Source organism: Oceaniglobus ichthyenteri (assembly GCF_003057885.1).
Classification (GTDB): domain Bacteria; phylum Pseudomonadota; class Alphaproteobacteria; order Rhodobacterales; family Rhodobacteraceae; genus Oceaniglobus; species Oceaniglobus ichthyenteri.
The window spans coordinates 189698-203857 of record NZ_QAGK01000006.1 but is presented as its reverse complement, the minus strand read 5'-3'; the positions used below and the strand labels follow the sequence as shown (position 1 = coordinate 203857).

Genomic DNA, 14160 nt, shown 5'->3' with positions numbered 1-14160 from the left:
TCATTGCCGGAAATATCCCGGGGGGTCTGGGGGGCTGGCCCCCCAGGAGGCGGGACGCAACGCCCTAGAGGGCGCGAATTTTAAGCCGTGTAATCCGGTTATCCTTGCGCTGCGCAACTTCGAACCGGTAACCGTGAAACGAAAACACTTGGCCCTGGGTCGGGATCGTCTGGGCCTCGTGAATGACCAGGCCGGCAACGGTATTGGCCTCATCATCGGGCAGGGACCATTCCGTGGCGCGGTTGAAATCCCGGATTGTCATCGCACCATCGACCAGAAAATCGCCATTATCCGCCTTGCGCAGGGGGTTTTCGGAATCGACATCGAATTCATCGGTGATTTCCCCGACGATTTCTTCCAGAATATCCTCAAGCGTGATCAAACCCTGCAGCGCCCCGTATTCATCGACCACCAGCGCGAAATGCGTGTGCCGACGCAAGAATTGGCGCATTTGATCATCAAGCGTGGTGGTTTCGGGCACGAAATATGGCTTCATCGCCACATCCATGATGTCGAAATCCTCTAACGGGTCGCTTTTTTCTTCGTTGGCCTGCCGTTTGGTGTACATCGCGCGCAACAGATCCTTGGCGTGGATCACGCCGACGATTTCCTCTTGGGTGCCGCGATAGATCGGCAGGCGCGTGTGGGGCGAAATCAGGCATTGCTCCAACATTTCCTGCGGTGGAACCGACACGTCGATCATCTTGATTTTTGACCGGTGCAACATGATTTCCTCGACTGTGCGCTCGGCCAGGTCGAGCGCGCCCAAAATCCGGTCGCGATCTTCCTTTTCCACCACCCCTTCGGAGTGGCCAAGGTTCAGCGCCCCGGCGATTTCCTCGCGCACGGCCAGAACATTACTGTTGGGATCAATCCGCACCCCAACCAGCCGCAGTGACGCGCGCACGACAAATTGCACGCCCGTCACAAGGGGCGACAGAATGCGGATGACCCAAATCACGATTGGCGCTGCAAAGGAGGATGCAATATCGGGGCGGGTGATGGCGAATGTCTTTGGCAACACCTCGGCAAAAATCAGGATCAGCGCGGTCATCACCAGCGACGCATAGACCACGCCATTGACACCGAACAGTTTCGTCAACACCGCCGTGGCCAGCGATGTGGCCACCACGTTGGCGATATTGTTGCCCATGAGAATGGCGCCGATAAACCGTTCGTCGTCTTCCTTGATTTTCAACGCGATCACCGCGCCCTTGTCACCCCGGTCAGCGTTTGATCGCAACCGCCCGCGCGATGCCGCGGTCAATGCGGTTTCGGTGCCCGAGAAAAAGGCAGAGGTAAGCAGAAGGAAAAAGATGATACCGCACGTTACCCAAAAGGTGACATCCAGAACGGTGGTGGCGGTTTCCATTATAGCGGTCTTTCCTGATACTGATTTTAGGGAGTTATGGGCATTCACGGCCAGGCGTTCAAGGCTTGGGCGATGGTCGGGGGTGGGGGCGCGTCATGGGGTTATGGTGTGGGCCGGGTCATTCATCATTGGCCATCGGGTGATGTTCCAACACCAGTTCGCGCAGCCGTTCATCCAATACATGGGTGTAAATCTCGGTTGTTGATACATCGGCATGGCCCAAAAGCGTCTGGATTGATCGCAGATCGGCCCCCCCCGCCAACAGGTGTGTGGCAAAGGCATGGCGCAGGGTGTGGGGTGTCACCTTGTCGGGCGAAACGCCGCCCGCAACTGCGAGTTCCTTGATCAGGGTATAAAACCGATGGCGTGTCAGATGGCCTTGCTTGCTGTGGGTGGGAAACAGGAATTTCGAAGGCTGGGCGCGCTTTGCGATGCGCTCTTCATTGATCTCATCCCAGGTTTGCAACCAGACGGTCAGCGCGTCCCGCGCCGAGGGTGACAGTGGCACCATGCGTTCCTTGCCGCCCTTGCCACGCACCAGCAACATGCGCGGATCGCCCCGCGCCGCACTGACCGGCAGCGACACAAGCTCGCTCACCCGCATTCCGGTGGCATAGAGGATCTCCATCAGGCAGGTGTTGCGCAGCCGATCCTGGCGCGATGTTCCGGCGGTTTGCGCCGCCCCGATCAGGCGGTCCACTTCATCTACACTCAGGGTTTTGGGCAGACGTTTGGCGCGCCCCGGGCCTTTGATCTGGATCGCCGGATTATCGGCGCGCCAGCCTTCTTCGAAGCCGAACCGGTACAGTTGTTTGATAGCCGACAGGCGCCGCGCGCGGGTGGATTGCGCCAGCCCTTCGGCGTCGCAGGACACCATGTAGGCTTCGATATCTTCGCGCTGTGCGGTGTCGAAATCCATTCCGTGATAGCCCAGCCAATCGGCGAAATTGGTCAGATCGCGCGCATAGGCCAGGCGGGTGTTTTCAGCGGCGTCCAGTTCGGCGGCCTGCGCCTCAAGAAAGGTTTGGATGCGGCGGGGCATTGAAACAGTCATTGCGCGGGATCCAAGATCAACAACTGCAACGCGGCGCGCTGTGCGGCATCGTTCAGCCCGACGGCGCGCAGGGTTGCAACCGCCTGTTGCAGCTCATCAAAATTACCCGAGGCGCCCGTGGCAAACATGTCGATGGCGCGCAAAATCGCTTCGCCCCGGCGATTTTGATCAATCAGGGTTTGCATCGGGTCAGACAGGGTTTCGGTGCCAAACCCATCGCGCAGCGCCCCGGCGAGGGGGTCAGTGGGGGTGGCGCGGGCGGTTTCATCCTGGGCCAGGGCCAGCCAGAAGGCGTGCTGTGGCATGCGGCCTTTGGTGCGGGCGGCCGCGCTGCGGTAATCGGGCGACAGCAGGCCGACCTTTAGTTGGATATCCTGCGCGCCACCGCTCAGGGGCAGATGCTCCAACGGTTCTGCCACCGCTTCGGCGAACGGCACTTCAAGCCCGGCTGCCACCATTGCGGCCCAGGCGGCGGGCAGGGCGGCCGATACGGCGGTGGGGTCGGACCGGTTCAGCCCGACGGCAAATTCCTGAACCGCATCAATACGATCCCACACCCCGCCCGACGCGGCGGGCAAACGTTCGCTGTAGATTTCGATCAACCGGTGTCCATCAATCGCGCCGGCCCGCGCCAGACGTTCGGCGGCGGCGATCCGCGCCTTCCATCCTGTCACGGGGCGCAAATCGGCATGGGCAAACGCCAACGGCAGGTTGGGCGTGGCCAAAGGTTCGCCCACGGCGGCATACATCGAAAACACCAAAGGCGATGGCGCGCGTTGGGGCGGCAAAGGCTCTGCATCTTCGGACAGTTCGGCCAACAGGAATCGCGCCAACAATGCGTCCTCTTGTGGATCAAGCAGGCCAAGGATTTCGGCGGTTTCCAACGTGACGGCAGCGGCCTGCCAATCGCCGCCCCGCGCCAGACAGAAAATCCGCGCGCCATAGGTGGGCGAAATCTGTGGCAGGGCGCGCATGCGTTCACAGGCGCGGTTTTCGGTGCCGATCAACAGCGAAATATCAAACCAGCGCACGAAATACATCGGCTCGGTACGGCCCGCACGATCCAGCAATTCAGCGGCGTCAGTCAAGGCACCCATCGCCAGTAACGCATCGATCCGGGCGAGAAACAGCGTTTTATCGCCGTTGGAATCCAGTGGCGGATCCAATTCCGCCACCAGCAACGCCTTGTAAAGATCGCGCAGTGCCGGAATATCGCTGGGTCGATGGGTGGCCAGCAGGCGGGCAAGCTGCGCAGAGGACGACGCGCCCCAGATATCACCGGGCAGGCCCAATCGGCGCGCCGATACAAGGCCAACCGTGTCGGGGGTGGGCGCATCCAGCGGGCGCACGGTGATCGATTCGGGCAGGGCCGATGTGACGATGTCTTTTTCACGGGGCGCACGCGGTTTTGCAACGGGCGCGGGCAGAATCACACTGTCCGATAACCAGTCGATCGCCGAAAGCGGAGCCTGTGCAAACCCCGGCGTGCCAAAGCCAGTCGCCAGGGCCAGCCCGGCCATGGCGATAATTCCGTTCTTAATTTGCATTCAACCGCACCGGTTCGGTAATCTGCGTGCGTTCCGGGCTGAGATCGCCGAAATAGGCATAGACCGAAAGGCCCGCAAACCCGATCAATGCCAAGACGACCAGCAACTTGAATATTCGAATCTTCATCTGTCTTGTCCCGTTCCTGCCTTGGCGGGCTCTTCTGGCCCGATTGTTACGTTTATATATGGTCTTTTCGGCAAGATCACGCCATTCAGGAAAAGAAACCCAATCAATAAGCGAGACGTCGCCCGCGTGCCCTATCGACTGAAGAAAACTGTTGTCTTGGTTGGCATGATGGGGGCTGGGAAAACCGCGGTGGGCACGGCGTTGGCACGGCGGTTGAATGTGGCGTTTCGCGATTCGGATCAAGCGCTTGAGGCGGCAGCCAACCGGACCATCGCCGAAATATTCTCTCGCGATGGCGAGGCATTCTTTCGCGCCAAGGAATCCCAGGTGATCGAGCGGTTGTTGCAGATCGAACCGGGAATCTTATCAACCGGGGGTGGGGCATTTATGACGAGGGGCAACCGGGAGTTGATTTCGCAGTATGGCGTGTCGGTCTGGTTGAACGCCGATGTGAAACTGTTGTGGTCGCGGGTGCGCCACAAGGACACACGCCCGTTGTTGCGCACCGTTGATCCATTCGCCACGTTGCAAGAGATTTTCGCGACCCGCGTGCCGTATTACGCCCTGGCCGATCTGACTGTCGAGAGTCAGCCGGGATATACGATCGAAGATATGGCCGATCAGGTGATCGCGGCCTTGGCCAGCCGCCCGGATGTATTGGCAAAGGGTAAGACATGACAACGACTGTACGGGTGGAATTGGGGGCGCGCGCCTATGACGTGATGATCGGTGCGGGGCTGATCGGGCAGGCGGGTCGGCATATTGCGCCGCTGTTGCACCGGCCCCGTGTTGCCGTTCTGACCGATGAAAATGTGGCCAAGGCGCAGTTGGAAACGCTGCGCGCCGGGTTGCAGGATGCGGGGATCGACATGGTGTCGCTGGCGCTGCCTGCGGGCGAAGGCACCAAAGGCTGGCCGCAGTTCACCCGCGCGGTTGAATGGCTGCTGGCGCAGAAAATCGAACGCCGCGATGTGGTGATCGCATTGGGCGGCGGCGTGATTGGCGATTTGGCCGGGTTCGCGGCGGCCGTGTTGCGCCGGGGCGTGCGGTTTGTGCAAATTCCGACGTCGCTGCTGGCGCAGGTTGACAGCTCGGTTGGGGGCAAAACCGGGATCAACGCGCCCCAAGGGAAAAACCTGATCGGGGCGTTTCACCAACCCTCATTGGTTCTGGCCGATATTACCGCACTTGAAACGCTGCCGGGGCGCGAGTTTTTGTCGGGCTACGGCGAGGTGGTGAAATATGGTTTGCTGGGGGATGACGCGTTTTTCACCTGGTTAGAGGAAAACGGCCCCGCTTTGGCCGCCGGTGATGTCGATTTGCGGATCGAAGCGGTGCGCCGCTCGGTTCAGGCCAAGGCGGATATCGTGGCGCGCGACGAAACCGAACAGGGCGATCGCGCGCTGTTGAATCTGGGCCATACGTTTTGCCACGCCCTGGAATCGGCCACGGGATATTCCGACCGGTTGTTGCACGGTGAAGGCGTCGCCATCGGTTGTGGTCTGGCATTTGAGGTATCGGCGCGTCTGGGCCTGTGCCCGCAAGAAGACCCAAGCCGCGTCCGCGCACATTTGAAATCGATGGGGATGAAAACCGATCTCGCCGATATTCCCGGCGATTTGCCGGATGCCGACACGTTGATTGATCTGATGGGGCAGGATAAGAAGGTGATGGATGGAAAGATCAATTTCATCATGGCCCGCCGGATTGGTCAGGCTTTTGTAACCGATGATGTGCCGGTGACGGTATTGCAAACCGTGCTGGGCGATGCCCTACGCGGGCGGGCGTAGGGTTTTCAAACATTCACGGCCTGCTTTCTGGCGCAGGTTCTTGTGATGACGGTTCGAAGTATATTTGACGCGCAGTCAGTGTGCAGGGTGCGACGACGCTGATCCGTCCTGACCTCGGCGCAAACCTGGCGGGTAACGCAAAACCGATTTCGTAGAACGCGGGGGCCGAACACCCATGGCATTGATGGGATTTGGATTGCAAAAGCCATCCACACAAGGGATTGCTGTGTGTTGACGCAGATCGGCGCGCCATCGCGCGACAGATCTTATGTGGTGTCACAACAAAAGGCTGCAATTTTGAGCACCCCGCAGATCATGATCTTTGCCATTCTTGCCGCGATGATGGGGCTGTTTTTGTGGGGCCGGTTTCGCCATGATGTGGTGGCGTTGGCCGCTTTGATGGCCTGTGTCATTGTCGGTGTGGTTCCGTCGGGCGACGCATTTGCCGGGTTCGGCCACCCTGCGGTGATCACCGTTGCCTGTGTTCTGGTGTTAAGCCAGGGGTTGCGCAATACCGGCGCGGTGGATTGGCTGGCCCGCAGGATTCTGCCGCGCGATGCCGGTCAGACGGTGACGCTTCTGGCGCTGATCGGGTTGGGCGCGGCGCTGTCGGGATTCATGAACAATGTCGGCGCGATGGCGCTTTTGATGCCGATTGCGGTTCAGGTTTCGGGGCGGTTGAACCTTGCACCGGGACAGATTTTGATGCCGCTGGCCTTTGGCACAATCCTGGGCGGTATGACGACATTGGTGGGAACGCCGCCCAACCTGATCGTTTCGGGGTTTCGCCAAGAGGCGGGATTGGGCCAGTTCGAGATGTTTGATTTCGCCCCGGTGGGGGTTGCGGTGGCGGGACTGGGGGTGATTTTTATCGCGCTGATCGGTTGGCGGCTGGTGCCCGCGCGCAAATCGGCCGCCGCAGATGGATTTGACACCGGCGCCTATCTGACCGAAGTGCGCGTACCGGAAAAGGGCAAGGCCGTCGGCCTGACGCTGCGCGGTTTTGAGGCCGAAATTGAAGACAGCGGTGCCCAGATCGTCGGGTTGGTGCGCAATGATGTGGCCATTACCGCGCCCCATGGCGGGAGGCGTATTTTTGCCGGCGATATTCTGGTTTTGCAGGCCGATGTTGACGCTCTGGCCGAGGCGCTTTCGGTTTTTGATATCAAACTGGAAGAAGAGAAGGCACCGTCAGACGACAATGAAGACGCGGCGATAGCACCCTTTCAGGCTGATGAAATCACCGATGCCGATGACGCCGACGACGTGAGCGAGGAAATCGTGCTGAGGGAGCTGGCGGTTTTGCCGGGATCGACGATCGTGGGCCGGTCGGCCAGTGATCTGCGATTGCGCACGCGATATGGGGTCAATCTTCTTGCCGTTTCGCGCGAAGGGCGGCCACCGCAGGCGCGGCTGCGTCATCTGAGGCTGAGATCGGGCGATCTGTTGCTGATGCAGGGCCCGGCCGAGGCGGTGGCGGAATTCATCAACGATACCGGTTGCGTGCCGTTGGGCGAACGTGAATTGCGCATTCCCGACAAAAAGATGGCGATCATTGCAGGTGCCATCATGGTGGGCGCGATCGGCGTTGTCACGTTGGGCCTGTTGCCTGCGCCTGTTGGTTTTGCGCTTGGTGTTCTGGCGTCGATGGTGCTGCGTACGGTTCCGTTGCGCAAGATTTACACCTCTATCGACTGGCCGGTTATCGTGCTGTTGGCGGCGCTGATTCCGGTTGCGGGCGCGATGCTGACCACGGGCGCCGCCGATCTGCTGGCCCGGTTTCTGGTCGACACCATCGCGCAAAGCAATCCGATTGCCGCGCTGGCCGTGGTTTTGATCACCACGATGTTTCTGTCGGATGTGATGAACAACGCCGCCACTGCCGCCATTCTGTGCCCTATTGCGCTGGGCATTGCATCCACCTTGGGTGTCAATCCTGACAGTTTTCTGATGGCAGTTGCGATTGGCGCCTCTTGTGCCTTTCTCACACCTATCGGCCATCAGAACAACACTCTGATCCTTGGCCCCGGTGGGTTCAGGTTTAGTGATTATTGGAAACTGGGCCTGCTGGTCGAGATCCTTGTCGTCATGGTCAGTCTGCCACTTTTGCTGATCATCTGGCCCCTTTAATTCCAATCAAGAGGGCGCAACTGGGCGATTTTTCCGGTGGTCGTTGATGCGGGGCGATCACAAAGTGACTTTTCAGACACTGAAACACCAAGAGCGCAGTTTGCCGTTACCAAACACTTGTGGGGAAAATCGGATTGTAAATAAAAGAAACGAAGGCTCGATTTTCAGCATATCATAAAATTTGAAACAGGTAATGAATGACTAAATTCTGCAAGTTGCGCGTCATACGGGCGGCATTGGCCGCCGCGATCCTTGTTGGCTTTTCTGGCGCTGGCGCGGCGCAAAGTATCGATTTTGGCCTCACAAGTGACCTTGAGTCCGGTGATGCGGGGCTGATCGCTGAATACCACGCCGTGCCGTTTTTTCAGCGGGGCGCATTCAGCTTTGGTTGGGGTGTGGCCGGCAGGATTGACGCGGATGGCGATGCCTGGGTCGGGGTTGGCGTGGTCGGCGATCTGGACATTACCAATGGCATCTTTGCCGAAGTCAGCTTTATGCCCGGCATTTATAACCCCGATGAAACGATATTGGGCGGCAACCTTCAGTTTCGATCATTGATTGGGCTGGGCGCGCGGATTTCCGACAGTGCAGATTTGATTTTATCTGTCGATCACATTTCAAATGGCGATACGAATCCGTTTAATCCCGGCATGAATTCCGCCTCCCTCAGGGTGCGCACCCGATTCTGAAACGCCACGCTTCACATCCTTTTGCTGCTGTCTGGTTGGGCGATTGGTGATGTTGAAATGCCCGTATCCATGGGCATTTCCTCTATTTCAGAATGTCGGGAACAGTTTTGTTCCTAAAAAACGAAACCAGATTGATCCAGATTAATGAGTGATAACCGCATCCAAAATTTAATGGCCTGACACATATTGTTAAAAACAAAGGGCCAAACATGACCAGAAATTTTCGCGCATCCACTCTTATCACGGCAGTCTGCTTTTCCAGCCTTCTTGCGGCGGGCACATGTACCTTACCCGGCGATGGCGATAAGATTTCGACAGTTGACGCCATGAAAAGCATGGCCGAGTCCGCCAGTTACGAGGCACTTGGCCCTGCAGGAACCGCAGCAGAATTGCTGTTGAAGGCTGATGATCTTACAACGGCAGCCCTGACCGCCTTTTATCAGCGCAAGGGCAAAGAGGCCGCCCTTGAGGGCGATTTTGACGCCGCCGATCGCTGGCAGGCCCATATCGATTGTCTGGTCAGCAAGAATTGTGCTGAATTCAACGAGATCGAGAAAAAGCGGCGGCTTCGGGATGAATTGATGCAGCAGGCTGCCAAAAGCAGCGGCGGCGGCAGCCACTAGGAGAGCGTGATGAAACGCAGAACATTCCTGTCTGCGGCCGCGGGGGCGGGGGTGACCGCCCCCCTGATGGGCTGCACCCCTTCGGCCCAGCCATCACAACAAACACCAACACCGGTTGAATTGACGCGGGCCCAATCCGATATTTCGGTCTATGTTCCGGGTTATATGACCGATGACGCCCGGGCGCGGGGCAAACCAGTGACCGACCATCGCCGCCTTGCTCGCGCGCTTGGCCAGAATGACGGGCCCGCGCGCCTGCTGACCCGGATCGGATTGGACGGTGCCCTGACCCAGGCGGTGTTGCCGGTGATGGCACATCAGGTGGCGGTCGCGCCGGACCGCAGCGTTGGTATTTTGTGTGGGTTTGAGGCCCGCGATCAGGTGGCTTTTGACCCTGTCACGCTGGATATGGTGGCCCAAAGCCCGGCCTTTGCCGAAGGGTGGCGCGGCGGCGGCCATGCCGTGTTTATCGACAATGGGCGCACCACGCTGGTATCCGAGCGCGCCCCAAGGCGCAGCGTCAGGGGCGGAAATCTGGCCGCGCAATATGGCCGCATCACCATCCGCGACAGCGACACGCTCAAGCTGCGCGGCAGCTATTCAACCCACGGCATTGACCCCCACGATATTCGCCTGATCGAAGACGACCGGTATCTGGTCGTGGCCAATTATGGCTCACTTCCGGACGCTGGCGGTTATCTGTCAGTGCCGCGCCAGGTTTCCGAAGCCTGCGTCACGGTGATCGAAGTGGCGAGCGGAAAACTGGTCGACAAATGGGTAACAGGGCGCGGCGACACGGAATTGCGCCATCTGGCGGCAGGCGGGCGTGACCGGATTTTTGCGATTCAGGCGCGGTTGGGCGACGAAACCGCCGAAATACAGGCAATGCGCGGCCATACCGCCGTGTATGGGCCAGATATCACATCGGAACCCGGCATTACCTATCTGTCTGCGCAGACGTTGAAAATTGCGAAAGGACAACGGCCAAAGGCAATGGGCAGCGCGGCAGAAACAGCGCAGATGCGCCACGGTCTTTCCATTGCTTATGATGCAACCCATGATCAGGCCATTGCAACCTATCCCAGCGCGCACCGTCTGATGGTATTTGACGGCGCCAGCGGGGCGGTTTTACAGGATATCGACACACGTGCCAGCGGCCTGCGCTATCCCTGTGGTGTGACCCTGTTGCCCGATGGGCGGCACTATGCGGTAACCGGCTATTGGGAAAATCTGTTCGTGTATGAACGAAACACGCACCGCTTGGTTCGCGAGCTTTGCCTGTATCCCGTTTTCTTCGGCCACAGCCACATCACAGCAGCGTAAGGTTCTGCAACGGATCGTGGTCGCACGCGCATTTTACAATAAAGGTCTGATCACCTCCATACCAGATGGCACAAGGATTGGCACTGATACGAGGGGGCTTTACAGATACATTCGGGCACCGAACTGTTGCCATCATAAAATGCAGTGTACCCCGAGAAAGCAGAGGCAATGGCCAAAGTTCAAACTGTGCGGATTGACCGGCTTTTGTCCTCGATGGGCTATGGGTCGCGCAGCGAAATTGCGCAGATGGCGAAATCTGGCGGTATTCGTCTGGATGGCGCAAAGCTGTTGAATGTCGCCGAACGCATCCCCGTTACAACCGATTTACCCGACCGCATGGAGATCAGGGGCGAAGCGCTTGATCCTCTTGCGGGGATGGTTGTGTTGTTGAACAAACCACTGGGCCTGACCTGTTCGCACAAAGATGATGGCGCGCTTGTCTATGATATTCTGCCGGGGCGCTGGAAGTTGCGAAAGCCGGCAATTTCGACGATTGGCCGTTTGGATAAAAATACGTCGGGTCTTTTGTTATTGACTGATGATGGCGCGCTGCTGCACCGCGTGATCAGCCCCAAACGCGATGTCAAAAAGACATATCGCGTCACCTTGGCCCGCCCGCTTGACGGGAGCGAGGGCGAACAGTTTGCCTCGGGGCTTTTGATGCTGAACGGTGAGAGCAAGCCATTGGCCCCTGCCGACCTGCAGGTGATTTCGGAAACCGACGCGCGGCTGACAATCACCGAAGGCCGATACCATCAGGTGCGCCGCATGTTTGCGGCCACCGGCAACCACGTTGAGGCCTTGCATCGTGAACGGCTGGGCGATTTGTCGTTGCCTGCGGCCATGGCACCGGGGCAATGGACGCTGCTAAGGGAAGATGAGATTGCCTTGGTTTTTCAATAAGCCAAAAATGAATTGGTTGCAGGTGAGGGGCAACAAGTGCCGAATGTGTGAAGGTCGCGGCCTTTCAGGGGGCAGGGCGCATTTTGTCCTAGAACACCCTATTTTCTTTTGTTACGAGGGCGCGAGTTGCGCCCGCACTGTTTGCTGGCGCCTAAGGTTTGTCTCTGGTCGCCCGGGTTGGTTGCGCGAGGTCGCAAGTTTTTTGGGGGTTGACCCATGAAAGGAATGAAGATGCAGGTTACCGAAACCCTGAACGAGGGGCTGAAGCGCGCCTATCAGATCACTGTTCCCGCGTCGGATTTGGACGCGAAAGTGAACGAAAAGCTCGCCGAGGCGCAGCCAGACGTGGAAATGAAGGGGTTTCGCAAGGGCAAGGTGCCCATGGCGCTGCTCAAGAAACAGTTCGGACCGCGTCTTTTGGGCGAAGCCATGCAGGAAACCGTTGACGGTGCCATGTCCCAGCATTTCAAGGACAGCGGCGACCGCCCCGCGATGCAGCCCGAGGTCAAGATGACCAACGAAGACTGGAAAGAGGGCGATGATATCCAGGTGGACATGTCCTATGAGGCGCTGCCCGAGATCCCCGATCTGGATGCCTCCACTCTGAACCTGGAAAAAATGGTGGTCAGCGCCGAAGATGAAGCCGTCGATGAGGCGCTGAAATCCCTGGCCGACAGCCGCAAATCCTATGAGACGAAAAAGGGCAAAGCCAAGAACGACGACCAGATCGTGATCGATTTCGTCGGTTCGATCGACGGCGAGAAATTCGAAGGCGGCGCCGCCGAGGATTATCCGCTGGTTTTGGGATCGGGTTCGTTCATTCCGGGCTTTGAAGAGCAGTTGGTGGGCCTGAAGGCCGAAGACGAAGCCGAAGTGAAAGTCAACTTTCCCGATGATTATCAGGCCGAGCATCTGAAGGGCAAGGAAGCCGTTTTCGCCGTGACAGTGAAAGAGGTGAAAAAGCCGGTTGATACCGTGATCGACGATGAGTTGGCCAAGGGATTTGGCGCCGAGGATCTGGACGCGCTGAAAGGTCAGATTCGCGAACGTCTTGAGGCGGAATATGCCGGTGCTTCGCGCGCTATCATGAAACGCGCCTTGCTGGATCAGCTTGATACTGCGGTAAAATTCGATTTGCCACCTTCATTGGTCAAGGCAGAAGCCGATCAGATTGCACACCAGTTGTGGCACGAGGAAAACCCCGACGTTCAGGGCCACGATCACCCCGAAATCGAGCCGACCGAAGAACACAATGTACTGGCCGAACGCCGTGTGCGTTTGGGGCTGTTGCTGGCCGAGTTGGGTCGCAAGAATGAAATCACCGTCACCGACGCTGAAATGACCCAGGCCGTGATGAACCAGGCGCGCCAGTACCCCGGCCAGGAACGCCAGTTCTTTGAATTCGTTCAGCAAAACCCGCAAATGCGCCAGCAGTTGCAGGCGCCGATCTTTGAAGACAAGGTCGTGGACTATGTGTTCGGTTTGGCGACAGTGACCGAAAAGCCGGCCACGAAAGACGAGCTTCAGGCCGCGGTTGAAGCATTGGAAGAAGAAGAAGCGCCAGACGCGTAATCACACACGTGACGCCGGTATTTGCGGGCCGCCCAGTGTTGGGCGGCCCGTTTGCATTTCGCACCGTGTGACGTTTGGAAATGTGTGCCAAGCGATCCATCAAACAAAAAAGCCGCGCAATTTCTTGCGCGGCTTTAATTTTTCCGAATGGTTGACGATCAGTCGTCGTCGCCATCCGATGTGGGCCGTGCCGGAGCATCGTCACCGAAATCTTCGTTCGCAGCGCCGCCGATATCATCGAACAGCTCTTGAATTTCAAATTCGGCGGCGGCCTCTTCTTCGGCGGCCAGTTCCTGAATCGATTTGCCCGACGCTTGCAATTCTGCCTCTTCAGGCGAACGTGCGACGTTCAATTCAACCTTGGCTTCAACCTCGGGGTGCAGGGTGACAAGCACCGTATGCAGGCCCAGATATTTGATCGGCGCGGTCAGGGCGACCTGCTTGCGATCAACGGTAAACCCGGCCTCGGTGGCCGCATCGGCGGCATCGCGGGTTGTTACCGAACCATAAAGTGCACCACCGTCCGACGCCGAGCGAATCACGACGAACTGTTGTCCATCAAGCTTGGCGGCCATCGATTCGGCCTCTTTTTTGGTTTCGAGGTTGTGCGCCTCAAGCTGTGCTTTCTGCTCTTCGAAGGCGGCGATATTGGCGGCGCTGGCCGACATTGCCTTTTTCTGGGGCAGCAGAAAGTTGCGGGCATACCCGGACTTTACTTCGACGACTTCGCCCATCTGGCCCAATTTGGCCACGCGTTCCAAAAGGATAACTTGCATGTCGCTCTCCTTAATTTACGGCATAGGGCAGCAGGGCGAGAAAGCGGGCGCGTTTGATGGCGCGGGCCAGCTCACGCTGCTTTTTCGCCGATACGGCGGTGATGCGGGACGGCACGATCTTGCCACGCTCAGAGATGTAGCGTTGCAAAAGACGTGTGTCTTTATAATCGATCTTGGGTGCGTTGTCGCCCGAGAAGGGGCACACCTTGCGACGGCGGAAAAACGGTTTGGTTGCCATGACTTAGCGCTCCTTT

14 protein-coding genes are annotated in these 14160 nt (G+C 58.3%); 8 read left to right on the top strand and 6 right to left on the bottom strand.

From position 1 onward, the window contains the following. Positions 1–64: 64 nt before the first annotated feature. From C8265_RS11195 to C8265_RS19490, 4 genes are all read right to left on the bottom strand, one after another. Positions 65–1372, bottom strand: coding sequence for an HlyC/CorC family transporter (locus tag C8265_RS11195; RefSeq protein ID WP_108484091.1), 1308 nt, complete (start codon positions 1370–1372; stop codon positions 65–67). 118 nt (positions 1373–1490) lie between these two features. Further along, positions 1491–2414: a site-specific tyrosine recombinase XerD gene (locus tag C8265_RS11190; RefSeq protein ID WP_240611050.1), complete on the bottom strand. Its 924-nt coding sequence runs from the start codon at positions 2412–2414 to the stop codon at positions 1491–1493. An 8-nt stretch (positions 2415–2422) separates the two neighbouring features. Next, positions 2423–3973, bottom strand: coding sequence for a hypothetical protein (locus tag C8265_RS11185; RefSeq protein WP_126623168.1), 1551 nt, complete (start codon positions 3971–3973; stop codon positions 2423–2425). Then, positions 3963–4100, bottom strand: a complete 138-nt coding sequence (locus C8265_RS19490; protein WP_164512314.1) for a hypothetical protein — start codon at positions 4098–4100, stop codon at positions 3963–3965. Before C8265_RS19490 ends, C8265_RS11185 begins: the two co-directional genes overlap by 11 nt. Before the next feature lie 102 nt (positions 4101–4202). Here C8265_RS19490 and C8265_RS11180 point away from each other — a divergent pair, with 102 nt between their 5' ends. The 8 genes from C8265_RS11180 (at position 4203) to tig (ending at position 13130) form a co-directional block, all read left to right on the top strand. Then, positions 4203–4778 carry a shikimate kinase gene (locus tag C8265_RS11180; RefSeq protein ID WP_108484186.1) on the top strand — a complete coding sequence of 192 codons (576 nt, stop codon included), beginning with the start codon at positions 4203–4205 and terminating at the stop codon, positions 4776–4778. After that, positions 4775–5890 carry a 3-dehydroquinate synthase gene (gene aroB / locus C8265_RS11175; RefSeq protein WP_108484088.1) on the top strand — a complete coding sequence of 372 codons (1116 nt, stop codon included), beginning with the start codon at positions 4775–4777 and terminating at the stop codon, positions 5888–5890. The genes C8265_RS11180 and aroB overlap by 4 nt, the downstream gene beginning before the upstream one ends. A 315-nt stretch (positions 5891–6205) precedes the next feature. Then, the gene (locus tag C8265_RS11170) at positions 6206–8020 is read left to right on the top strand and encodes an SLC13 family permease (protein ID WP_420818866.1); all 1815 of its coding nucleotides are present in this window, start codon (positions 6206–6208) and stop codon (positions 8018–8020) included. A gap of 197 nt (positions 8021–8217) precedes the next feature. Next, a complete protein-coding gene (locus C8265_RS11165) occupies positions 8218–8709 on the top strand; it encodes an acyloxyacyl hydrolase (RefSeq protein ID WP_108484087.1) in 492 nt (163 codons plus the stop codon). 209 nt (positions 8710–8918) lie between these two features. Beyond that, positions 8919–9332, top strand: a complete 414-nt coding sequence (locus C8265_RS11160; protein WP_126623167.1) for a hypothetical protein — start codon at positions 8919–8921, stop codon at positions 9330–9332. 9 nt (positions 9333–9341) lie between these two features. Continuing rightward, positions 9342–10655, top strand: coding sequence for a DUF1513 domain-containing protein (locus C8265_RS11155; RefSeq protein WP_108484085.1), 1314 nt, complete (start codon positions 9342–9344; stop codon positions 10653–10655). A gap of 168 nt (positions 10656–10823) precedes the next feature. After that, positions 10824–11558, top strand: coding sequence for a 16S rRNA pseudouridine(516) synthase (locus C8265_RS11150; RefSeq protein WP_108484084.1), 735 nt, complete (start codon positions 10824–10826; stop codon positions 11556–11558). Positions 11559–11789: 231 nt separating this feature from the next. Then, positions 11790–13130 carry a trigger factor gene (gene tig, locus C8265_RS11145; RefSeq protein WP_108484184.1) on the top strand — a complete coding sequence of 447 codons (1341 nt, stop codon included), beginning with the start codon at positions 11790–11792 and terminating at the stop codon, positions 13128–13130. Between the two features lie 158 nt (positions 13131–13288). Here tig and rplI read toward each other — a convergent pair whose 3' ends face one another. Beyond that, positions 13289–13906, bottom strand: a complete 618-nt coding sequence (gene rplI / locus C8265_RS11140) for a 50S ribosomal protein L9 (protein ID WP_108484083.1) — start codon at positions 13904–13906, stop codon at positions 13289–13291. A gap of 10 nt (positions 13907–13916) precedes the next feature. Next, positions 13917–14144 carry a 30S ribosomal protein S18 gene (gene rpsR, locus C8265_RS11135; RefSeq protein WP_099823931.1) on the bottom strand — a complete coding sequence of 76 codons (228 nt, stop codon included), beginning with the start codon at positions 14142–14144 and terminating at the stop codon, positions 13917–13919. Between the last annotated feature and the right edge of the window lie 16 nt (positions 14145–14160).

Bases quoted from the DNA above. Each gene is read 5' to 3' on its own strand.
- C8265_RS11195 (WP_108484091.1), bottom strand. From the start codon at position 1,372: ATGGAAACCGCCACCACCGTTCTGGATGTCACCTTTTGGGTAACGTGC.
- C8265_RS11190 (WP_240611050.1), bottom strand. From the start codon at position 2,414: ATGCCCCGCCGCATCCAAACCTTTCTTGAGGCGCAGGCCGCCGAACTG.
- C8265_RS11185 (WP_126623168.1), bottom strand. From the start codon at position 3,973: ATGCAAATTAAGAACGGAATTATCGCCATGGCCGGGCTGGCCCTGGCG.
- C8265_RS19490 (WP_164512314.1), bottom strand. From the start codon at position 4,100: ATGAAGATTCGAATATTCAAGTTGCTGGTCGTCTTGGCATTGATCGGG.
- aroB (WP_108484088.1), top strand. From the start codon at position 4,775: ATGACAACGACTGTACGGGTGGAATTGGGGGCGCGCGCCTATGACGTG.
- C8265_RS11170 (WP_420818866.1), top strand. From the start codon at position 6,206: ATGATCTTTGCCATTCTTGCCGCGATGATGGGGCTGTTTTTGTGGGGC.
- C8265_RS11165 (WP_108484087.1), top strand. From the start codon at position 8,218: ATGACTAAATTCTGCAAGTTGCGCGTCATACGGGCGGCATTGGCCGCC.
- C8265_RS11160 (WP_126623167.1), top strand. From the start codon at position 8,919: ATGACCAGAAATTTTCGCGCATCCACTCTTATCACGGCAGTCTGCTTT.
- C8265_RS11155 (WP_108484085.1), top strand. From the start codon at position 9,342: ATGAAACGCAGAACATTCCTGTCTGCGGCCGCGGGGGCGGGGGTGACC.
- C8265_RS11150 (WP_108484084.1), top strand. From the start codon at position 10,824: ATGGCCAAAGTTCAAACTGTGCGGATTGACCGGCTTTTGTCCTCGATG.
- tig (WP_108484184.1), top strand. From the start codon at position 11,790: ATGCAGGTTACCGAAACCCTGAACGAGGGGCTGAAGCGCGCCTATCAG.
- rplI (WP_108484083.1), bottom strand. From the start codon at position 13,906: ATGCAAGTTATCCTTTTGGAACGCGTGGCCAAATTGGGCCAGATGGGC.
- rpsR (WP_099823931.1), bottom strand. From the start codon at position 14,144: ATGGCAACCAAACCGTTTTTCCGCCGTCGCAAGGTGTGCCCCTTCTCG.